20 protein-coding genes are annotated in these 21,044 nt (G+C 72.6%); 13 read left to right on the forward strand and 7 right to left on the reverse strand.

Features of this window, described 5'->3' with window-relative positions:
• Positions 1–238: 238 nt before the first annotated feature.
• Complete coding sequence (locus J2X68_RS06230; RefSeq protein ID WP_310431748.1) at positions 239–1,105, forward strand: GntR family transcriptional regulator; 867 nt, start codon at positions 239–241, stop codon at positions 1,103–1,105.
• Here J2X68_RS06230 and J2X68_RS06235 read toward each other — a convergent pair.
• Positions 1,095–1,289, reverse strand: a complete 195-nt coding sequence (locus J2X68_RS06235; protein ID WP_020130348.1) for a hypothetical protein — start codon at positions 1,287–1,289, stop codon at positions 1,095–1,097. The two genes, J2X68_RS06230 and J2X68_RS06235, sit on opposite strands and share 11 nt — an antisense overlap.
• A 153-nt stretch (positions 1,290–1,442) precedes the next feature.
• Between J2X68_RS06235 and J2X68_RS06240 the strand changes: the two genes are divergently transcribed.
• Positions 1,443–2,321 (forward strand): GntR family transcriptional regulator, encoded by an 879-nt coding sequence (locus J2X68_RS06240; RefSeq protein WP_310431436.1) that lies wholly within the window; start codon positions 1,443–1,445, stop codon positions 2,319–2,321.
• Positions 2,270–3,103, forward strand: a complete 834-nt coding sequence (locus J2X68_RS06245) for an HAD family hydrolase (protein WP_399039378.1) — start codon at positions 2,270–2,272, stop codon at positions 3,101–3,103. The genes J2X68_RS06240 and J2X68_RS06245 overlap by 52 nt, the downstream gene beginning before the upstream one ends.
• Before the next feature lie 12 nt (positions 3,104–3,115).
• On the opposite strand, the gene J2X68_RS06250 is transcribed toward J2X68_RS06245, so the two are convergent.
• Positions 3,116–3,298: a hypothetical protein gene (locus tag J2X68_RS06250; RefSeq protein ID WP_310431438.1), complete on the reverse strand. Its 183-nt coding sequence runs from the start codon at positions 3,296–3,298 to the stop codon at positions 3,116–3,118.
• 174 nt (positions 3,299–3,472) lie between these two features.
• On the opposite strand from J2X68_RS06250, the gene J2X68_RS06255 reads away from it, so the two are divergent.
• Positions 3,473–4,330 (forward strand): winged helix-turn-helix domain-containing protein, encoded by an 858-nt coding sequence (locus J2X68_RS06255; protein ID WP_310431439.1) that lies wholly within the window; start codon positions 3,473–3,475, stop codon positions 4,328–4,330.
• A gap of 202 nt (positions 4,331–4,532) precedes the next feature.
• Positions 4,533–6,788 (forward strand): phosphotransferase, encoded by a 2,256-nt coding sequence (locus tag J2X68_RS06260; RefSeq protein WP_399039380.1) that lies wholly within the window; start codon positions 4,533–4,535, stop codon positions 6,786–6,788.
• A gap of 13 nt (positions 6,789–6,801) precedes the next feature.
• On the opposite strand, the gene J2X68_RS06265 is transcribed toward J2X68_RS06260, so the two are convergent.
• Entirely contained in the window at positions 6,802–7,887 is a 1,086-nt protein-coding gene (locus J2X68_RS06265; protein WP_310431441.1) for a zinc-binding dehydrogenase, read from the reverse strand.
• A 107-nt stretch (positions 7,888–7,994) separates the two neighbouring features.
• Between J2X68_RS06265 and J2X68_RS06270 the strand changes: the two genes are divergently transcribed.
• The 5 genes from J2X68_RS06270 (at position 7,995) to J2X68_RS06290 (ending at position 12,783) form a co-directional block, all read left to right on the forward strand.
• Positions 7,995–8,630, forward strand: a complete 636-nt coding sequence (locus J2X68_RS06270; protein ID WP_310431442.1) for a TetR family transcriptional regulator — start codon at positions 7,995–7,997, stop codon at positions 8,628–8,630.
• 127 nt (positions 8,631–8,757) lie between these two features.
• Positions 8,758–10,878, forward strand: coding sequence for an AAA family ATPase (locus J2X68_RS06275; RefSeq protein WP_310431443.1), 2,121 nt, complete (start codon positions 8,758–8,760; stop codon positions 10,876–10,878).
• Between the two features lie 204 nt (positions 10,879–11,082).
• Complete coding sequence (locus tag J2X68_RS06280; protein WP_020130339.1) at positions 11,083–11,511, forward strand: helix-turn-helix domain-containing protein; 429 nt, start codon at positions 11,083–11,085, stop codon at positions 11,509–11,511.
• Positions 11,512–11,597: 86 nt separating this feature from the next.
• Positions 11,598–12,275, forward strand: coding sequence for a hypothetical protein (locus tag J2X68_RS06285; protein ID WP_310431444.1), 678 nt, complete (start codon positions 11,598–11,600; stop codon positions 12,273–12,275).
• Positions 12,276–12,438: 163 nt separating this feature from the next.
• Positions 12,439–12,783: a DUF2516 family protein gene (locus J2X68_RS06290; protein WP_028806934.1), complete on the forward strand. Its 345-nt coding sequence runs from the start codon at positions 12,439–12,441 to the stop codon at positions 12,781–12,783.
• 467 nt (positions 12,784–13,250) lie between these two features.
• Here the strand turns inward: J2X68_RS06290 and J2X68_RS06295 are convergent, their stop codons facing one another.
• From J2X68_RS06295 to J2X68_RS06305, 3 genes are all read right to left on the reverse strand, one after another.
• On the reverse strand, positions 13,251–14,711 hold the full coding sequence (locus tag J2X68_RS06295; RefSeq protein WP_310431445.1) for a fused response regulator/phosphatase: 1,461 nt from the start codon (positions 14,709–14,711) through the stop codon (positions 13,251–13,253).
• Positions 14,712–15,092: 381 nt separating this feature from the next.
• A complete protein-coding gene (locus J2X68_RS06300; protein ID WP_310431446.1) occupies positions 15,093–16,184 on the reverse strand; it encodes an NlpC/P60 family protein in 1,092 nt (363 codons plus the stop codon).
• Positions 16,185–16,406: 222 nt separating this feature from the next.
• A complete protein-coding gene (locus tag J2X68_RS06305) occupies positions 16,407–17,237 on the reverse strand; it encodes a class I SAM-dependent methyltransferase (RefSeq protein ID WP_310431447.1) in 831 nt (276 codons plus the stop codon).
• A gap of 354 nt (positions 17,238–17,591) precedes the next feature.
• On the opposite strand from J2X68_RS06305, the gene mshA reads away from it, so the two are divergent.
• Together mshA and J2X68_RS06315 are read left to right on the forward strand one after the other, a co-directional pair.
• Positions 17,592–18,929, forward strand: a complete 1,338-nt coding sequence (mshA, locus tag J2X68_RS06310; RefSeq protein ID WP_310431448.1) for a D-inositol-3-phosphate glycosyltransferase — start codon at positions 17,592–17,594, stop codon at positions 18,927–18,929.
• Positions 18,922–19,425 carry a YbjN domain-containing protein gene (locus J2X68_RS06315; protein WP_310431449.1) on the forward strand — a complete coding sequence of 168 codons (504 nt, stop codon included), beginning with the start codon at positions 18,922–18,924 and terminating at the stop codon, positions 19,423–19,425. The genes mshA and J2X68_RS06315 overlap by 8 nt, the downstream gene beginning before the upstream one ends.
• 251 nt (positions 19,426–19,676) lie before the next feature.
• Here J2X68_RS06315 and J2X68_RS06320 read toward each other — a convergent pair whose 3' ends face one another.
• The gene (locus tag J2X68_RS06320) at positions 19,677–20,492 is read right to left on the reverse strand and encodes an AraC family transcriptional regulator (RefSeq protein WP_310431450.1); all 816 of its coding nucleotides are present in this window, start codon (positions 20,490–20,492) and stop codon (positions 19,677–19,679) included.
• Between the two features lie 49 nt (positions 20,493–20,541).
• Here J2X68_RS06320 and J2X68_RS06325 point away from each other — a divergent pair, with 49 nt between their 5' ends.
• Positions 20,542–21,033 carry a DUF2000 domain-containing protein gene (locus J2X68_RS06325; RefSeq protein WP_310431451.1) on the forward strand — a complete coding sequence of 164 codons (492 nt, stop codon included), beginning with the start codon at positions 20,542–20,544 and terminating at the stop codon, positions 21,031–21,033.
• Positions 21,034–21,044: the final 11 nt, after the last annotated feature.

Consider the following 21,044-nt stretch of genomic DNA (forward strand, 5'->3'; position numbering starts at 1 on the left):
GGCTGTACGTCGGTGCCGACTGCTCGGGCTCCCGGCTCCCCTCCGGAAGGGAGCCCGACCGGCCAACCGTCTGAAAGTTTGACCATGTTGTTGAAGTTGGCTGCCAACTTCACTGTAACTATGTCCGCTTGGAAGCGTCCTATAACCATCTCTCTTTGAACTGCCCAAAGATGGCGGGAAGTTGTAGTGTGCGGACGTGGAGCCGGAACATGCCTCCGTCAATGGGCGGGGGAGGGCGGTGCGGCCGCAGCGGTCACATCGTGAGGTGGCCGACGAGCTGCGCACCCGGATCAGGACCGGAGTGCTGCGGCCGGGTCAGCGCATGCCGACGCAGGCCAAGCTGGCGGACGAGTTCGGCGTCGAGCGGGGTGCCGTACGGCAGGCGCTGCGCATCCTCCAGTCCGAGCAGCTCCTCACCAACGTCTCCAAGGGAAGCCCGGCGACGGTCGCCGCGGGTCCCGGCGCGGTCGGCCTCCCGACGGGGTCCGGGGCGGCGCCGCAGCCCTCGATGGTGGCGCTTCCGCCGCGGATCACCGAGGCCTTCGCGGCCGATCACGTCGAGGTCGACGCCCTGTGCCTGACGGCGGTCTCGCTGACGGCCGCCATCGGCGAACCCCTGCGGCAGATCCACGCGGGGCGACTGAAACCGGCCAAGATCGACGTCCGTGTCCTGTTGCCGTCCCGGAACATCGAGCTGGCCTTTCCGGCGCCGGTGGACATCACGGAGACCGGGCGGCTGCAGCGCCGCTGGCTGGCCCACCGCAACGCCCAGGGGCAGGTGTTGCGGCACAACCTGCTCACCCTGCGCTCCACGCACGGGATCGACGTGCACGTCACCTTTCGCGCACTGCCCTTCACCCCGCCCGTCAAGCTCTATCTGCTCAACGGGACGGAAGCGCTGTTCGCCTACTACACGGTCAAACGGCGCGAGCAGACGATCGATCACGAGCATCTGGAGATGTACGACGCCGAGGGCACCCGGTCGGTGCTGTTCGCCTTCGAGCAGGGCGCCGGACCGAGGGACACGACGTTCGTCGAACAGTCCCACCTGTGGTTCGACGCCCTGTGGGAGACGATCAGCTCGGAGCTGGTGCTCACGAGCTGACGGCGGGCCCGGTGGCGAGGAGGGCGAGGATCACCGCGCCGGCCGAGCTGATGACCGGGCTCTTGGCCTTGATGCCGACGCTGAGCAGAAGCAGGCCGAGGGCGCCGGCGGTGCCGTACTTCCACTGGATGGTCTGCTCGACTCCGACGACGAAGGCGGCGCAGAGGAGGACGAGGACGGGCATGGTGGTTCCCCCCTTCCGAGACTGGAGTGGGAGGCAAACCTTCCGCCAACTCACTCAAGTTGGTTGCCAACTATGAGTATGTTGTCCCCACTTGGCAGTAGCTGTTAAACAACTTTCAAACAACTCCCGCCAGATGGATCTAAGTTGTAGCGTTTGGTCGTGACCCAGGAGAACGTGGCAGTGAACGGCAGCAGGCTCTCACCGAGTGAGATCGCCGATGTCCTGCGCGAGCGCATCCGCGTCGGGGATCTCAGGGCGGGCGACCGGCTGCCCACCCAGGCCGAGCTCGCCGACGAGTTCGGCGTGGAGCGCGGCGCCGTGCGCCAGGCCCTGCGGGCCCTCCAGGACGACGGGCTGCTCACCAACGTGAGCAAGGGCAGCCCGCCGCGGATCGCGGAGCCGCCCGCGCCGGACCGCGGCGAACCCCAGCCCACGATGGTGGGCCTGGCCCCGCGCCTCACCGCCGCCTTCGGGGTCCCGCACGTGCGCATCGACGCGGCCTGTCTCACCGCCGAGAGCCTGATCCCGGCCCTGGGCGAGCCCCTGCGGCTGATCCACGCCGGCAGCATCCGGCCCCAGAAGATCGACGTCCGCATCCTGCTGCCGTCCCGCGACATCAGCCTCGCCTTCCCGGTCCCGGTCGAAGGCCGTGCCGAGGACGAGGACCCGGTCCACAGCCGGTGGCTGTCGATGCGCAACGCACAGGGTCAGGTGCTGAGTTACAACCTCCGGGCGCTGCGCTCGCACGGTGTGGACGTGAACATCACCTTCCGGGCGCTGCCGTTCACCCCGCCGGTGAAGCTGTACCTCCTCAACGGGCAGGAGGCGCTGATCGCGTACTACATGGTCGCGCGCACGGAGGAGACCACCGACAGCGGAACCCTCGACATGTACGACGTGCGGGGCACCGAGTCCCTCCTCTTCTCCTTCGAGAAGGCCGCCGGTCAGCGCGACGCCGCGTTCGTGGAGGAATCCCAGAAGTGGTTCGACGCCCTCTGGGAAACCATCACGACGGACCTGACACTCTCCTAGTGACCTCTGATACGACGCGGACTGAACAGGCGGCAGCCGGCACCGGGACCGGGACGGGGAACGGAACGGGGAGCGGAACGGACGACGGGCCCGAGGAATTGCGGGAGTTGATCACCCGCGCGAGGGTCGTCCTGTGGGACTTCGACGGGCCGATCTGCCGGCTCTTCGCCGGCCACTCGGCGGAAGGGGTGGCCGAGGGCCTCGTGGAGTGGCTCGAGGGGCGGGGTCTGCGCGGACTGCTGACGGAGTCCGAGCGGGAGTCGCTGGACCCGCACGTCGTGCTGCGCGCGGTGGACCGCCGGCACCCGGGCAGCGACCTGGTCACCGAGCTGGAGGAACGCCTCACCCAGGAGGAGCTGAAGGCCACGGACACGGCGATGCCCACGGCCTGGGCCGACCCCCTGATCCGCACGCTGGTCGGGCGGGGACTGCGGCTGGCCGTCACGACCAACAACTCCCCGCGGGTGGCGGCCACGTACCTGGCGGGCCGCGGGCTTACCTCGTGCTTCGCGCCGCACGTCTACGGCCGCACCCAGGAACTGCACCACCTCAAGCCCCACCCGCACTGTCTGAACCGCGCCCTGCGGGCCATGGGATCGGCGCCCGCCACCGCCCTGATGATCGGCGACACGCCCTCCGACTTCCTGGCCGCCGGCGACGCCGGTGTGCCCTTCCTGGGCTACGCGCGTAACGAGCGCAAGGAGAAGCTGCTCAGGGGCGCGGGCGCCACGACGGTGGTGAACTCGCTGGAGACGGTGCTGAGGGCCGTCAGGAATTTCTGAGTGGACGCCCGCTCAAGCCTGCGTCATGAGGACCACGAGCACGACGGCGGCTCCGACCGCGAGGCCGCTGTGCCGGGCCCGGATGCCCACCGCCAGTGTGAAGAGGAGCATCAGCCCCACGGCCCCGAGCCTGCTCTGCGCCGTCAGCCCCGCGCAGAGCCCGAGGGCCTCCCAGAGCGCCGATAACAGGAGCATGACCTTCCACCTGCCTGCCATTGTCGGTGAAGTCTGCAGCCAGCGGTCCAATTGGACCGGTTGACTTGGAATGGTTTTCCCCTGCCTGTTTGATCCCTTAACCAACAGGCCTTCCCTGGGAGGCACTTGACTGAAAGTGGTTTGCCGGCGGGCGGCGAGCGGTACGGTCGCGGTGTGAGTGAACGGCAGGGCGGTGACACAGGCGGCAGGGAGTTTCACCGGGTCGCCGAAGCGCTGCGCTCGCGGATGGACGACGGGACGTATCCGGTGCGGTCCTTCCTGCCCTCCCAGCGCGACCTGGCCGAGGAGTTCGAGGTGTCCCGGGACACCGTCCAGCGGGTCCTGCGCGAGCTGGCTGAGGAGGGCCGGATCGAGTCCCGGCAGGGCAGCGGGTCACGGGTGCTCGGCGGCCGGCCGGTCCGGCCGGCCGCACCGCCGGCCCAGGAGACGCTGGAAAGCCTCCTCGACAAGGCCTTCGGCAGCGCCGAAGTCGTCCTCGACGTCTACACGTTGACAGCCGAGTCGCTCTACGCCCACATCCGGGTGCAGGCGGAGCGGCTCCGCCGCCGACCGCGCGCCCCCGAACGCATCGTCCTGCGCATGATCCTCCCGGCCGAGGACCTGCGCGTGCCCTACCCGCGTGCCAGGGCGGACCAGGACGACGTACGGCTGCGGGACCGCCTGCACACCATCACCCGCCGGGCCACGGACTCGCTGCGCGGCCTGCTGAGGGACCTGGAGACCGAGAACCTCGTCCGCTCCGCCGAACTGCACATCCGGCACGCTCCCCTGACCCCGGCCTTCAAGCTCTACCTCTTCGACGGTGACGTCGCCCTGCACGGCCCGTACAAGGTGATCGACCGCCGGATCACCCTGGACTCCGGTGAGGAGATCGAGGCGCTCGACGTGCTGGGGCTGGGCGCCAGGCTCACCAGTCACGTCAGGGACGCCGACCCCGACGCGCCCGGTTCGGTGTTCGTCGACAGCTGGCAGGAGTGGTTCGACTCGGTCTGGGAGCATCTCGCCGAATAGTCGAGTTGCTTGCGCTAGCATGCGCCGCACCGCGCGAGCAACCGCTCCCGGCCATACGTATGAGACGGCGAACAAGCCGGTCTCGAACGGCCTGACGCAGCCGAGTGGCGGACAACCCATTGCGCTCACTCGTCCATGCTCCGACCGTACGGTCCCCTTACCGTTTGCCCTACCCATCCCTGCGCGACTACCGGAGTGGCCAGTGCGCGACCCCCTAGTTCCCCAGTGTCGTCCCGGGGAGCGAGCCACTGACGACCAGCACGACGCCGTCTTCCGGGCCTTCGTCAGGACCGCGGAGGAGAAGGGGGAGGTGTCCGGCGGCCACCACAACCGCAACCACGTGCTGCCGCTGACCGAGCCCGTGGCGCGCCTGCTGGGCCGGGAGGCCGGAACCCCGGTGACCGTGCGGATCCGGCGCCTCGACGCCCTGCGGGTCGTGATCAGGACCTGGGAGGACGAGGCCCTCGTCCTCAGGGCGGTGCAGAGCGTGCTGCCGCATGTGCCCCGGTGCCTGGTGACGCGCCCCGCCGGCGCCGTTCCCGGCCGGGTGGAGGGCGCGGAACCGGTGGAACCGCCCGCCTTCGCCGTGCACAGCTATGTCGAGGGACTGCCGCTCGCCCGGGTCTGCGGAAACGGTAAGCCTGTCGACTCCCTGCTGATCGGGGAGCTGGCCGGGCTGCTGGCTCGGATGACCCGGGTGCGCCCGTCGGCCCTGCCGCGGCTGCCGGCCGGATGGCCCGCGGACCGGGCCGACAGCCAGGCCTTCCTGAGGACGCTGGCCCATCTCGCCGACCTGCAGATCCGCCAGGCCAACTGGGAGAAGTTCGGCGGTCTGTTCAACACGCTCGGCATCCCCGACGACGCCCTGACCGGGCTCGCCGAGCGGGTCCCCGTCATGGCGCGGCGGCCGTACAGCCTGCTCCACGCGGATCTGCACCGGGACAACCTGATCGTGTCGTACGACGGCGATCCGCCCCTCGTCTGCGTCGACTGGGAACTCGCCACCTACGGCGACCCCCTGCACGACCTGGCCACCCACCTGGTGCGCATGCAGTACCCGGCCCACCAGTGGGCCGAGGTGGTCGACACCTGGGCGCAGGCCATGCTGGCGGTCCGGCCCGCCGCCACCAACGGCCTGGTCAGGGACCTCGCCCACTATCTCGCCTTCGAACGGGCGCAGTCCGTCTATCCGGACGTGATGCGGGCCGCGCAGTCGCTGGAGCAGTCGCTCACCCAGAAGAGCCTGGACGACGCGACGACGGAGGTGCGCAGGGCGCTGGAGACGGCCGCCGAGCCGCTCAGGCTGCGGGAGGTGCCGAGGCCGGCGGAGATCGAGGGGGCGCTCTACCGCTGGCTCGCCTCGCGCACGGACGGCAACATCAGCGGCAGGGACTGGATCGGACCGGCCATCTCCTGGACGGCGGACCGGCGCGTCCCCGCGCACCCGAAGTTCCCCGCGAGCGCCGTCAGGGAAGCGCTGCTGGCCGAGGGCGCCGCCCCCGCGGGGAACGTCTTCAAGGGCACCGCGCACCTCAACACGGTGGTCCGGGTGAGCGGCCACCCCGAACCCGTGGTGGTGCGCCGACTGCTCTCCGACGTCCAGCGCAGGGAGCCCAGCATCCTCAGTGAGCACGCCGTGCTGCGGGCCATCGAGAAGTCGCGGGTGAAGGTGGAGGCCCCGCGGATCCTGGCCCTGGGCGAGAGCTTCACCAAGGACCCCTTCGCCATCCACACCTATGTCGGACCGCGGCGCGGCGGGCCCCCCGAACACCCGGTGCACGGTCTGCGCCCGCGCGAGGCGGACGCGCTCGTCGACCAGCTGTGCGCGCTGACGAAGGTCGACCACACCCTGGTCGATCCGGTCGCGGGCAGCGACGGTTTCTACGTGTGGCTGCGGGACCAGCTCGTGAAGCTGGTGCAGACGCTGCCCAAGGAGTCGATGCAGCTGGCCCGGAACCTCGGGCTCCCCCACCACGAGCGGCTGGGGGAGATCCTGTCCCGCCACACGCTCACCCACCGGGCTCCGGCCCTTCTGCACGGTGACCTCAACCCGTGGAACCTGGTGCGCGGCGGCCGCTACCTGCTGACCATCATCGACTGGGAGATGGCCCTGGTCGGCGACCCGCTCTACGACCTGGTCCGGCACATGCACCTCACCCCGACCCGGCCGGAGATCCGGGACCGCATGTTCCGGCGGTGGGAGCGGAACATGCCCCCGGAGTACAGCACGAACTGGCGGCTGGACTGGCCGGTGTACCGCTGGATCGAGATCATCCGGTCGGCCTACGTCGATCTCGACCGGCTGGTGACCAGGACAGGCCTGGACGCCCCCAACGTCCGCCGCGCCGTGGACTCCTACGCCGAGACGCTGGCCGCGGCGACCGCCTCCCTCGGCCTTCCGGCCTCGCGCACCGCCAATCCCTATCTGGAACTGGCCCTCACCCGGGGGCGGAGCTGACGCCGGCGCCGGTTCACATCCCGAGCACGACCTTGCCGACCAGTTCCCGCCCCTCGATCGCCGCGTGCGCCGCGGCGGCCTCGGCCAGCGGGAACTGAGCGCCGATCACCGGCCGCAGCCGCCCGGCGGCCGCCTCGGCCAGGACATGCGCGGTCAGGCGGCCCGCCTCGGCCGCGCCGAACTGCACGTCGCCGATCCCGAACAGGGTGACGCCCCGCCGTTCCGCCTCCGCCGCGTCCACGGCCGCGAAGCCGCCCGTGGGCGCCCCGTGCGCGGAGAACCGCCCGCCGTCGGCGGTCAACGGGAAGGCCGCGAGGCCCAGTTCCCCGCCGACGCCGTCCAGCACGACATCGGCGGCGGCTTCGGCGGAGGTTGCTGCGGTGGCTCGGGCGGTTGCGTCGGCATCGGCTTCGGCAGAGGCTCCGGCATCGGTTGCGTCGGCCGCCTCCGTGGCCGCATCCCTGGCACGGCCGGGCCCGGGCCGCCCCAGCGCCTCCCGCGCCCGGTCCACCCAGTCCGGCTGCGACACGTCGACCACCGCGTCCGCCCCCAGGTCCCGTACCAGCGCCGACTTCCGCGCCCCCCGTACCGCGGCCACCACCCGGGCGCCCCGGGCGCGGGCCAGCTGGATCAGCAGGGTGCCCATGCCGCCCGACGCGCCGAGGACCAGGACGCGGTCACCCGGGGCCACGGCGGTCTTCTCCAGCAGCCCGGCGGCCGTCACCCCGTCGTGGACGAGGGCCGCGGCCGTGCGCAGGTCCACGCCGTCCGGGACGGGGGTCGGCGCGGTGACCGGGACCGTCACGCGCTCGGCGTAGCTCCCGGCCACGAAGGACGTCACCCGGCGGCCCACCCACGCGGCGTCCACGCCCGCGCCGACCGCGGTGACCGTGCCGGCGACGCCGCCACCGGGGACGTAGGGCGGCTCGACGGGGAAGTGGGCGCGGAAGCGGCCCGTGCGGACCTGGGTCTCCACGAAGATCGTGTCGGCGTGCGAGACCTCGATCAGGAGCTCGCCGGGGCCCGGTACCGGATCCGGCAGTTCCACCGTGGCCAGGACCTCCGGTCCGCCGAACGCCTTCACCTGTGCTGCTCGCATGACGTACCTCCACTGCCGTGCCGTCCGATGCGTGTGCATGGAGTCTTCGACCTCAACCCCGGTTGAGGTCAAGCGAGGTCGGTGACCGGTCCCCGTAGGCTCGGTCCATGAGCGAGACCGGGCTGCGCGAGCGCAAGAGGCAGCGGATGTACCAGGCCGTGTCGGACATCGCCGTCCGGCTGTTCATCGAGCGCGGCTTCGACGCGGTGTCCGTCGCCGAGGTCGCCGCGGCGGCCGAGATCTCCAAGCCGACCCTCTTCCGGTACTTCCCGACCAAGGAGGACCTGGTCCTGCACCGGATCGCCGACCACGAGCAGGAGGCGGCCCGGGTGGTCACGGCGGCGCGGGCCGACGGGGTCGCGCCACTGCCCGCCCTGCGCCGGCACTTCCTCGACGGACTGGCCGCCGCCGATCCCGTCACCGGCCTCAACGACCACCCGCAGGTGCGCGCCTTCCACAGCCTGCTCTACGGCACGCCCTCCCTGGTCGCCCGCCTGTACGGCTACCTGGAGCGCTCGGAGACCGCCCTCGCCGGCGCCCTGGCGGCCGAGTTGCCCGACGCCCTCGACGCCCGTCTCGCCGCCGGTCAGATCGTCGCCGTCCGGCGGATCCTCGCCGAGGAGAACTGGCGGCGGATCGCGGAGGGGGAGCGGGTGGAGGACGTGCGCGGGGAAGCGGAGGCGGCGGTGGAACGGGCCTTCGCGGTACTGGACGCGGCTTTCCCGGCACTCGGCCCGTCCTGACGCCGGGCCCCCGTCCTGACCTCCGATCCGTAGGCGGCCGGGCGATCGGCCTCCGCAGGATTCGAGGCCGGATTCGAGGCCGAGTAGAAAATGTTACTCGGTAACGTTATTCGTCTACGCTCGCCGCATGACGACATCCGAGCCGGTCCCCGAGGGCGACCCGAAGAGCCCGCCGGACCTCGGCGCCGCGTTGCGGCACGAACGCGCGCACCACGACCACTGCCGAGCCGCCCTCGCCGCGATGGTCGAGGGCGCCGACCTCCAGGTCGTCACCGGCGAGGACGTCTCCGCGTCCGGCGCCGACGCCGAAGTCCTCGGGTACCGGCTGCGCAGCCGGGCCAAAGCCCTGCACGAACTGCCCGAAGGCCCCCTGTTCTTCGGCCGGCTGGACTTCGCACACGGTACGGGCGGCGCGCACGAGGGCCTCGCCCACCACATCGGCCGGCTCCGCATCAGCGAGCACCCGGCCACCCCGCCCCTCGTCGTCGACTGGCGCGCCCCCGTCTCCCGCGCCTTCTACCAGGCGAGCGCCCGCGACCCGCAGGGCGTGGCCGTCCGGCGCCGGTTCGGCTGGGCCCCCGGCAGCCGCGGCGACTCCGCCGACCTCACGGGCCTGGAGGACGAGTGTCTCGACGCGGGCGGGCACGTCGACGGCACGGAACGGGCCGGGCCTCGTGGGCCGGGCGGGGCGGGGCGGCCGGGCGGGATCGTCGCCCGCGAGATCGAACGGCCCCGGGTCGGCCCCATGCGGGACATCGCCGCGACCATCCAGCCCGAGCAGGACGAACTCGTCCGCGGGGAACTCACCGCATCCGTGTGCGTGCAGGGCGCCCCCGGCACCGGCAAGACCGCCGTCGGCCTGCACCGGGCGGCCTACCTCCTCTACACCCACCCGCGGCGCATCCGGCGCGGCGGCCTGCTCATCCTCGGCCCCAACCGCACCTTCCTCTCCTACATCGCCGAGGTGCTCCCCTCTCTCGGCGAGACCGGCGTACGGCAGTCGACCCTGCACGACGAGATCGCCCTCCGTCCGGCGACCGGGACGGACCCCGACCGCACCGCCGCCGTCAAGCACGACGTCCGGATGGCCGAGGTGCTGCGCAGGGCGGTCTACGGGCGGGTGACGGCCGGCCGGGCCGAGGACCTCTCCGTTCCCGACGGCTCGCAGCGCTGGCGGATCACGGGCGAGCGGCTGGCGGACATCGTCGCCGGGGTGCTCGCCGAGGGGCCGCCGTACGAGATCGGGCGCGAGCGGGTGCGCAGCCGGATCGTGCGCCGGATCCAGGAGCAGGTGGAACGCCGGAGCGGACCGCGCCCGGCCTCCTGGACGCGCCGCCTCGAACGGGCCCGGCCGGTGAGCGCGTGCGTCGAGGCGCTGTGGCCGAAGGCCCGCCCGGCGGAGGTGCTGGCCCGACTCCTCACGGACGAGGAGGAGTTGGCGCGGGCCGCGGACGGCCTGCTGGACCCGGGCGAGCAGCGGGCCCTGCGCTGGGCGCGGCCGCCGCGCTCGCCGAGGTCGGCGCGCTGGTCGCCCGCCGACCTCGTCCTCCTCGACGAGATCGCCGGCCTCCTCGACCACCCCCAGGGCTACGGCCATGTCGTCGTCGACGAGGCCCAGGACCTGTCCCCGATGGAGTGCCGGGCGGTCGCCCGCCGGGTCCGCTTCGGCTCGCTCACGGTCCTCGGCGACCTGGCGCAGGGCACCACACCCTGGGCGGCGGACTCCTGGCGGGCGCAGATGGCCCACCTGGGCAAGCCGGACGCGACGATCGTCCCGCTGACCACGGGCTTCCGTGTCCCGGCCGCCGTCCTCGCCCTCGCGGGCCGCCTGCTCGACCTCCTCGACGCCGACGTGCCCCGCGCCGACTCCCTGCGCGGGGACGGCGAACTGCGCGTCCGGCGGGCCGACGGCGACCTGCGCGCCGCGGTCGTCGCCGCCGTACGCGACGCGCTCCCCCGGGAGGGCTCGATCGGCGTCATCGCCGCGGACTCTCAGATCGACCAGGTCCGCGGGGCGCTGACCGGGGCCGGCATCCCGACCTCCGGCCCGGACGACCCGGCCGCAAGGGTGACGGCGGTCCCGGCGACCCTCGTCAAGGGCCTCGAGTACGACCACGTCGTCGCCGTCGAACCGGCGGCCATCGCGCAGGCGGAGCGACGCGGCCTGAACCGGCTCTACGTGGTGCTGACCCGGGCGGTCTCCCGGTTGGAGGTGGTGCACGAACGGGAGTTGCCGTGGGAGGCGTGAGGTGTAAGGCGGGGAGGGGGTGCTCGGGCGGGGTGATCGAACGGAGTGATCGGGCGGGCTGCTGAAGCGGCCCGCCGGAGCGGGCCGCCGGGATGGGTCACGGGGGGTGGGGTACCGGGATGGGGCGGTCGGTCTGGAGTGGCGCGACACACTATTGCAAGCAGGTGCTTGCAATAGTTAGCAGGGTTGATGCACAGTGGAGTCATGGCATCGCTCAACGTCGGCAATCTCGGTGAGTACCTGCGCGAGCAGCGGCGCACCGCGCAGCTGTCGCTCCGGCAACTCGCCGAAGCCGCCGGCGTGTCCAATCCCTACCTGAGCCAGATCGAGCGCGGGCTGCGCAAGCCGAGCGCGGAGGTGCTCCAGCAGGTCGCCAAGGCGCTGCGGATCTCCGCCGAGACGCTGTACGTGCGGGCCGGCATCCTCGACGCGGAACGGGACGGGCAGGAATACCGGGACGGGGCGACCCGCGCGGTCGTCCTCGCCGACCCCACGCTGACCGAGCAGCAGAAGCAGGTGCTGCTCCAGATCTACGAGTCCTTCCGCAAGGAGAACGGATTCGCGGACGGCGACGGTGCGGCGGCCCCACGGAACCACGAGAGCGACGCCGACCCGCAGCAGACGGCCGGTTGACCGGACCAGGGGACCGGCCGCACCGCTGCGGACCTGCACGACCCTCAGCCGAATACGACGTATGTGAATCCGGGAGGACCTTCACCATGGCCATCACCGACGACCTGCGCAAGACCTTCAGCGACCCGACTCCGTTCTACTTCGCCGCAGGCACCGCCGATCTGGCCCTCCAGCAGGCGAAGAAGGTGCCGGGTCTGGTGGAGCAGCTGCGCACCGAGGCCCCGGCCCGTTTCGAGGCCGTCCGCAACACCGACCCCAAGGTGGTGCAGGAGAAGGCCGGCGCCCGCGCCAAGGAGGCGACCGCCAAGGCCAAGGAGGCGCAGGAGACCCTCCAGGCCAAGGTCACCGACTTCATCAGCAGCCTCGACGGGGACATCAAGAAGCTCGGCAGCACCCTCGACGCCGACCTGAAGAAGTTCGGCGAGTCCGCCCAGGACTTCGCGCTGCGCGGGGTCGGCGTCGCGGCCGAGTACGCCGTCAAGGCCCGTGAGACGTACGAGAAGGTCGCCGAGCACGGCGAGCAGGCCGTGAGGACCTGGCGCGGCGAGGCCGCCGAGGAGATCGAGGAGCTCGCCATCGCGGTCGAGCCCAAGTCGGAGCCCAAGCCGGCGCCCGTGGTCCAGCCGGTCGTGGTCAAGGACGAGCCGAAGCCCGCCGCGGCCGCTGCGCCGTCCGAGCCCGCCGGGGCGAAGAAGCCCGCGCCGCCGAAGAAGGCTCCGGTCCGCAAGCCCGTCGCGAAGAAGACCACGCCGCCGGCCAAGTGAGACCGACGGCCGGGACGGACACGGCGGACAGGGACATACAGTCACGGGCCGGGCACTCACGTGGTGCCCGGCCCGTTGTACGGGTAGCGGGAGTGCGGTTGCGGGTACGGTGACCGCGTAAGGACGAGCGAGTCGAATCGCGTCGAGTCGGGTGGTGGACGTTGTGCTGATCGAAGGCTTCGCCGGGCTGGTGTGGCTGCTCTACCTCGCCATGCTGGTCCTCGCCGTGGTGGCGCTGGTGATGGCCGCTCTGTTCCGGGATGACGCCTACCGGGCCGCCGACAAGCAGAACAAGGGCTTCTGGCTGATCATCCTCGGCGTCACGGTGGCGGTGAACCTCCTGGTGCCGATGCTCTTCCTCCAGCTCGCGGGACTCGTCGCCACGATCGTCTTCTTCGTGGACGTACGGCCCGCCCTCCGTCAGGTCGGCGGTGGCGGCGGCTGGGGCCGCAGGCGCGGCGGCAGCAGCAGCGACGGCCCGTACGGCCCGTACAACGGCGGCCGCTGACCCCGAAATCTCCCGCGCCCCCGCAGCTCCTCCCAGGAGCCCGGGGGCGCAGCACTGTCCGGCGCCGCCTGCTTCTCGTCCGGCCCGGCGCCACCCGCTCCCCGCCCGGCCCGGCGCCGCCTGCTTCTCGTCCGGTCCGGCGCCGCCTGCTTCTCGTCCGGTCCGGCGCCGCCTGCTTCTCGTCCGGTCCGGCGCCGCCTGCTTCTCGTCCGGTCCGGCGCCGCCTGCTCCCCGCCCGGCCCGGCGCCACCCGCTCCCCGCCCGGCGCCGCCTGCTTCTCGTCCGGCCCGGGACCGGCCCGGCGTCACCATCCGCGCGCCCGGCCCGTCCTCCCTCAGAGGGCCGTCCGGGCTCGGGTGCCCGGGGTCCGGTGTCCGGGCCGGGGCGTCCGCGTCCCGGCTCCGCGTTCAGGCATCCAGGTCCCGAGGTCCGGGCCGGGGCGTCCCCGCCCCGGTGTCCGGGTTCGGTTACGGGACCGGGACCCGGTCCAGCAGGACCAGGGCGACGTCGTCCGTCAGCTCGCCGCCGTTGAGCTCGCGGACCTCGTTCACCGCGGCCCGCAGCAGTGCCTCACCGCTCAGGCCCTCGGCGAGCTGGCGACGGATCATCTCCACCATGCCGTCCTGGCCCAGCCGTTCCCGGCCCTCGCCGATCCGGCCCTCGATCAGGCCGTCGGTGTAGAGCATCAGGCTCCACTCGGCGCCCAGCTCGACCTGCATCCGCGGCCAGCGGGCGCCGGGCAGCAGGCCGAGGGCGGGGCCGTTGTTGTCGTACGGCAGCAGCCGCGCGGGCCGGTCCGGGCGGGCGATCAGCGGCGCGGGGTGGCCGGCCAGGCACAGGCCCGCCCGGCGCCCGTCGGGCGCGATGTCCACCGTGCACAGCGTCGCGAAGATCTCGTCGTCGTCGCGCTCGTGCTCCAGCACCTGCTGAAGCGTGTTCAGCAGCTCGTCGCCGCACAGGCCCGCCAGCGTCAGCGCCCGCCAGGCGATGCGCAGCTCCACGCCGAGCGCCGCCTCGTCCGGGCCGTGCCCGCAGACGTCGCCGATCATGGCGTGCACGGTGCCGTCCGGCGTGCGGACGGTGTCGTAGAAGTCGCCCCCGAGCAGCGCCCGTGAGCGGCCGGGGCGGTAGCGGGCGGCGAAGCGCAGCGGGGAGCCCTCCAGGAGGGGCGTGGGCAGCAGACCGCGCTCCAGACGGGCGTTCTCCTGCGCGCGCAGCTTGCCCTCGGCGAGCCGCCGCTCGGCCGTGTCGGAACGTTTCCTCTCCACGGCGTAGCGGATCGCGCGGCTCAGCAGCCGGCCGTCCAGCTCGTCCTTGTAGAGGTAGTCCTGGGCGCCCACGCGGACCGCCTCGGCGCCGCGCTCGGCGTCGCCGGACGCGGTGAGCGCGAGCACGGCGTGCCGGGGCGCGAGCCGGAGCACGTGCCGCAGGACGGCGAGCTCGTCGTCGGACTCGACCGCCCTGCCGGGCGCCGGCAGCGCCAGGTCCAGCAGGATGCAGTGGACGTCATGGGTCAGCAGCCGCTCGGCCTCGGTGAGGTTGCGGGCGGTGCGCACCCGGATCGGCTTGCCGTCCGCGTCCAGCAGGTCGTGGACGATCGGCGCCGCCGTGGGGTCGTCCTCGATCAGCAGCAGGGTGAGGGTGGTGTGGGAGGTGCCCACACCACCGGCGCTCACGCCCGTGGCGCTCACACCGGTCGTGCTCATGTCGGTCGTGCTCACACGGGTCGTGCTCACGCCTTGGTGGACGCCGTCGGCGGGCGTGGCGTTGAGCGCGCTGTCGTGCGCGGTGTTGTTCCGGTTCTCGGCCGTGGTCGCCTCGTTGCGAACGGTGTCTTCCTTGGAGGGGCCGCCGACTGCGGGCGCGGCCTGCGCCTGACCACTCTCCACGGCCGGGATCGCTCTCTGCCGCGGTACGGGTACGGGCATCGTCTTGAGTTCCTTCCCTCCCCCCGAGGGCATGGCGGGGACGAGGGACCTCGACCCACCGACGGGGACCATAGCGGCAGAAGGCGCCGCAACGGAATGGTGTGAGACAGGCCGCTTGAGCTCTGGCCACTGTCATATGCCGCGTTCTGTCCCGCATTTGGGCAGGGCGGGTGTGGTGCGGGGATGACGAACGTCACGTCCGCGCGGAGTTTGGCGGCGGGGTCCGGGTGGCCTGGGTCACGTGCCGGGCGGTGCCCCGCAGAGCCGCCGGGCCGACCGGCCGTCGGCGGTGTCGGGCGGTGTCCCGAGAGCCGCCCGGCCACCCGTCGTCCGGCCGTCCGTCGTCCGGCCGTCCGTCGCCCGGCCGTCCGCCGACGGGCCTCACGCGTCCGGCCGGACCACCCCGAGTATCGGCATCGAGCCCGCCCCCGCGAGTGTGACCGTGCGGCCCGGCCGCGGGGCGTGGATGATCGCGCCGTCGCCCACGTACAGAGCGACATGACTGGCGTCGTCGAAGTAGATGATCAGGTCGCCGGGACGCATGTCCTCGACGGCGACGTGCGGCAGTTGCTTCCACTGCTCCTGCGAGGTGCGCGGTATCGCCTGCCCGGCGCTCCTCCAGGCCTCCGAGGTCAGTCCGGAGCAGTCGAAGCTGTCCGGCCCCTCCGCACCCCACACGTACGGCTTGCCGATCTGGGCGGTGGCGAACTGCACGGCCTTCTTGCCCTGGACGGACGCCGAGCTGTCGATCTCGTCCAGGACGCCGGTGTCCAGCCAGGCGGTCTGCGCCTCCAGCGCGGCCTGCGCCTCGAGTTGTTCGAGGCGCTCCTTCTCCTTCTTCTCGAGCCGCGACTCCAGCTTCTCGGCCGCCGCGATCTGCTTCTCGATCTTCTTCTGGGCCGCGGCCTTCGTCTTGCGGCCCGCCTCCAGCTTCTGCCACTGGGTGGAGGCGTCTTTGGAGTACTGCTCCAAGTCCTGCTGGGTGCTCGCGAGTTCGCCGATCAGGCCCTTGGTCGCGCGCTGGCCCTGGAGTGCCCGGCCCGCCCCGTCCAGGAACTCCGACGGATCGTCGGTCAGCATCAACTGCGCCTCGTCCGGCAGGCCGCCGGTGCGGTACTGGGCGCGGGCAGCGGCGCCCGCGCGGTCCTTGAGCTCGTCCAGCTTCTCCTGGCCCGCGACGATCTTCTTGGCCAGTGCGACGATCTCCGCCGACTGCTTCTTCGCGGCCTCCTCGGCCGCGTTGTACGCGTCGGTGGCCACCGCGGCGTCGTGGTAGAGCGCTTCGAGCTTCGTACGGACGGCCTCGAGGTCTTTGTTGGACGCGGTGGAGGGGAGCGGCGGGGTCGTGGAACTCGCCGACGGCGACGGCGTGGGGTTCGGGCTGGCGAACGCGGTGCCGGGCGCGCCCAGCACGGTGACCGCGCAGACCACCGTCACAGCCGCCGTGAGCAGGCCGCGCTTCCCGGTTCCCATACCCCGTCCCCCCACCCCTGATTAACCGTCAGTAACTTACGGTGCCCGGGGGATCGTGCCACGTCACGGCCGAAAACGACAGAGGTGGCGACGGAACGACGGAGCGGCTCGGCGACCGAAGGGGTCCTTCCCCTCTGCGCCACCCCGCCATGACGATCTCCCCGCTGATGTGACGAACGACTCACGGAGATCGTTCCCGGCGGCCGTGGGGCGGGGGGAGGTTCAGCCCGCGGCGGGGCTCCAGGGCGCCAACGCTCCCCAGCGCACCGTCACTTCTCCCTGCCGCCACCGGGCCGGCCCGTCCGTCACCGGCCAGTCGGCCGTCAGCTGCCGCACCGTGCGGATCCACCGCTGGCGCGCGCCGTACGACGCGTAGGGCGCGGCGGCCGCCCAGGCGCGGTCGAAGTCGCGCAGGAAGGCGTGCACCGGCTCGCCCGGCACATTGCGGTGGATCAGCGCCTTGGGCAGCCGTTCCGCCAGGTCGGAGGGGCGTTCCAGGGAGCCCAGCCGGGTCGCGAAGGTGACCGTGCGCGGGCCCTCCGGGCCGAGCGCGACCCACACATGCCGCCGCCCGATCTCGTCGCAGGTCCCCTCGACGAGCAGGCCGCCGCGGGACCCGGCCACCGGATCGGCCGGCGCGAGCCGCGCGCACAGGCGCTGCCAGACCGCCGCGACCTCGTCCTCGTCGTACTGCCGCAGCACGTTGGCGGCGCGTACGAGGTGCGGCCGCCGGGGCACCGGGATCTCGAACCCGCCGTGCCGGAAGTCGAGCCCCTCGCGCTCGTACGGCTTGGCGGCCGCCACCCGGGCCGGTTCGATCTCGACGCCCACGACACGCGCGCGTGGCGCGACGGACCGCAGTCGTCGCAGCAGCTCGACGGCCGTCCACGGCGCCGCCCCGTACCCGAGGTCGACGGCGAGCGGTTCGCCCGCGCGGCGCAGCTCGGCGCCGTGTGTCGCGGCGATCCAGCGGTCCATGCGACGCAGCCGGTTGGGATTCGTCGTCCCGCGCGTGACCGTGCCCACAGGGCGGGCGGGGGCGCGGGATGTCATACCCACGAGGGTAATGCGACACGCTCCCTGCCCTGCCTGCCCTGCCCTGCCTGCCCTGCCTGCCCTGCCTCCCGGCTCTGCCAGCCAGCCCGCCCTGCCCGGCCTGCCCGGCCTCTCGGCCCTGCCCGGATTTCGGCCTCCGGGGCGGGGAGGCGCGGCGGGGCGCCGACCGTCCGGCGCTCCTCGGGACGCCCATCCGCCTCGAACGGTTGAGCGATAAGCGGTAATGACTGAGCAAAAACCGCCTCTTTTCGAAACCCGCCCGGAATGGGAACGCCTTCCTCCGGCGTTGCAGCCCCTTGGAGGGCCCCACACCCCTCCTTCCGGCATGCCCGCAGCAAGGAGGAACGCCCCGTGAGCCAGTACACCAACAGGCTCGGGCGTCGCTCTTCGGCGGCACCCTCGCGGCTCAGGCTCCACCGCCGCCCCCGCCGCGTCGCGATGCTCTCCGTGCACACCTCTCCGCTCCACCAGCCCGGCACCGGCGACGCGGGCGGCATGAACGTCTACATCGTCGAACTCGCGCAACGCCTCGCCGCGATCAACATCGAGGTCGAGATCTTCACGCGCGCGACCACCGGCGGCCTCCCGCCGGCCGTCGAGCTGGCCCCCGGGGTCCTCGTCCGGCATGTCGACGCCGGCCCCTACGAGGGCCTCGCCAAGGAGGACCTCCCGGCCCAGCTGTGCGCCTTCACGCACGGCGTGATGCAGGCCTGGGCCGGTCACCGTCCCGGCTACTACGACCTCGTGCACTCGCACTACTGGCTGTCCGGCCACGTCGGCTGGCTGGCCGCCCAGCGCTGGGGCGCCCCGCTGGTGCACGCCATGCACACCATGGCCAAGGTCAAGAACGCCAACCTGGCGGACGGCGACACCCCCGAGCCCGCCGCCCGCGTCATCGGCGAGACGCAGATCGTCGCCGCCGCCGACCGCCTCATCGCCAACACGGCGGAGGAGGCCGACGAACTCGTACGGCACTACCACGCAGGCCCCGGCAAGGTCGCCGTGGTGCACCCCGGCGTCAACCTCGACCGCTTCACCCCGGCGGACGGCCGGGCAGCCGCCCGCGCCCGCCTCGACCTGCCCCAGGACGCGCTGATCCCCCTCTTCGCGGGGCGCATCCAGCCTCTGAAGGCCCCGGACGTGCTCCTGCGCGCGGTGGCCGTCCTGCTCGACGAGCGCCCCGAGCTACGTTCGCGGATCGTCGTCCCGATCGTCGGCGGCCCGAGCGGCAGCGGCCTCGCCAAGCCGGAGGGACTGCAGAAGCTGGCCGCGCGGCTCGGCATCGCGGACGTCGTACGGTTCCGTCCGCCGGTCGGACAGGACCAGCTCGCGGACTGGTTCCGGGCGGCCTCGCTGCTGGTCGTCCCCTCTTACAGCGAGTCCTTCGGGCTCGTCGCCATAGAGGCGCAGGCGGCCGGCACCCCGGTGCTCGCCGCCTCCGTCGGCGGCCTCCCGGTGGCCGTCCGCGACGGCGAGACGGGCTTCCTGGTGCAGGGCCACGATCCGGCCGCGTACGCGCGCGTGCTCGCGCGTTTCGCCGACGGCCCCGACCTCACCGCCCGGATGGGCGCGGCCGCCACCGCCCACGCGCAGTCCTTCGGCTGGGACACCGCGGCCGCCGCCACCGCCGACGTCTACGCGGCCGCGGCCCAGTCCCACCGCCGTCGCGTACGCTCCGAGTATGGGTGACGTGGAGAAGACGGCCGCACAGGTCATCGAGGGTTTCCTGAAGGACGCGGAGCTGGAGTGGGAGAGCCCCGGCGCCGGAAACTACGTGGTCCAGCTCCCCGGCACCCGGAAACTCAAGACGACCGTCTCCCTCATCGTCGGCCGCCACTCCCTCTCCCTGAACGCCTTCGTCGTCCGGCACCCCGACGAGAACGAGTCCGGCGTCCACCGCTGGCTCCTGGAGCGCAACCTCAAGCTGTACGGCGTGAGTTACGCCGTCGACCGGCTCGGCGACGTCTACGTCACCGCCCGCCTCCCCCTCGCCTCGGTCACCGCCGATGAGATCGACCGGCTCATGGGCCAGGTCCTGGAGGCCGCCGACGGTGCCTTCAACACGCTCCTGGAACTGGGCTTCGCGAGCGCCATCCGCAAGGAGTACGAGTGGCGGGTCTCCCGGGGCGAGCCGACGCGCAACCTGGACGCGTTCGCGCATCTGACGCAACGCCCCGCGGACTGACGCCGACCCGACCCGACCTGACCCGACCCGGCCCGACCTGACCCGACCCGGCCCGATCTGACCCGGCCCGGCAGCGGTCGGTGAACGCGCAGGTGGCGTCCGGGCCTTCGGGGCCCCGTGCGGTCAAGGCCGGGGTCGGGGTGGCCGGGGCAGGGTGGCCGGAGTCGGCCAGCCGGGGCCGAGGCCGGGGGTGGCCGGGGTGTCGAGCCGGTCGGCGAGGGCGGTGCCATGGCGGCCACGCCGTGCGCCGGTCACCGGCCGACTGGCTTCCGCCGGTCTCCGTACCGCCCGGGTGTGACCCCCACCAACTTCCTGAAATGCCGGGTGAGATGAGCCTGGTCGTAGAAGCCCGCCGCCGCCGCGACCTCGCCCGGCGGCCGCCCGTCGAGCAGGAGCCGACGGGCGAGGTCGACCCGGCGGGCGGTGAGGTACTGGTGCGGCGCGATGCCGTAGGCCGTGCTGAACGCCCGCACCAGGTGCGCCGGATGGGCCGATACGAGCCCGGCGGCCTCGTCCAGCGTCAGGCCGGGGACGATCCGTTCGTCGAGCAGCTCACGCAGGCGGCGCGCGAGATCCGGGTCGCGGCGCGCGGCGGCGGTGTGCGGCCCCGCGCGCAGATGGGTGCGCAGCCGCTCGCCGATCAGCGTCAGCCGGCTGTCGGCCTCCAGCTCGTCGCCGGGCCGGGCGAGTGCGGAGTGCAGTTGCCCGACCCGTCGGCGCAGCACGGGATCGCGCAGGTCGGGAGCGTCGACGGCGGCCCCGATGAGGTCCTCGCCGAGCACCTCGGCGTCGAGGTACAGGACGCGCTTGCGGAAGCCGCCCGAGGTGGCGGGTGAGCCGTTGTGCGGCACGTGCGGCGGCAGCAGGGACACCGTGTCGTGCGGCGTGCCGTGCTCGTGCCGGTCGAGGTCGTACCGTACGGCGCCGTCGTCGACGATCAGCAGCGTCCAGGCCTCGTGGACGTGCATCGGATACGCGTACTCGCTGAAGTGGGCGTGGAAGACCTCCACGACGCCCGGGACGGCCGGGCGCCAGGCGGAGACGTCGGCTGTCGGCTGCGGGGCCATGCAAAGAACGTACAAGACGGCACCACGGGTCGCTCGGCAGTCTCGAACCATGAACGCCGATACCCCCACCGCCCCCACCGCCCCCACCGCCTCAGCCACCCCCGCAGCCACCCCCGCGTCCGCCGCTCCCGTTCGCTTCGACACGAAGATCGCCGTCCTGCTGCGCGACGACCTGGAGACCTGGCAGCGCCTGAACGTCACCGCGTTCCTGGTCAGCGGCCTCGGCACGGCGGTCCCCGAGGTGATCGGGGAGCCGTACGAGGACGCGGACGGCGTGCGGTACCTGTCGATGTTCCGCCAGCCGGTGCTGGTCTTCGAGGGCCCGAAGGAGACGCTGACCGCCGCTCACACGCGCGCGCTCTCCCGGTCCCTCCCGCGCGCGGTGTTCACGAGCGACCTCTTCGCCACCGGCCACGACCGCGACAACCGGGCGGCCGTGCGTGCCGTGTCGACGGCCGGGCTGGATGTCGTCGGCCTGGCGGTGTACGGCCCGAAGAACGCGGTGGACAAGGTGCTGAAGGGCGCACGGATGCACCCCTGACACCCCGGCCG

Origin of the sequence: Streptomyces sp. 3330 (genome assembly GCF_031456635.1) — a bacterium.
Taxonomy (GTDB): domain Bacteria; phylum Actinomycetota; class Actinomycetes; order Streptomycetales; family Streptomycetaceae; genus Streptomyces.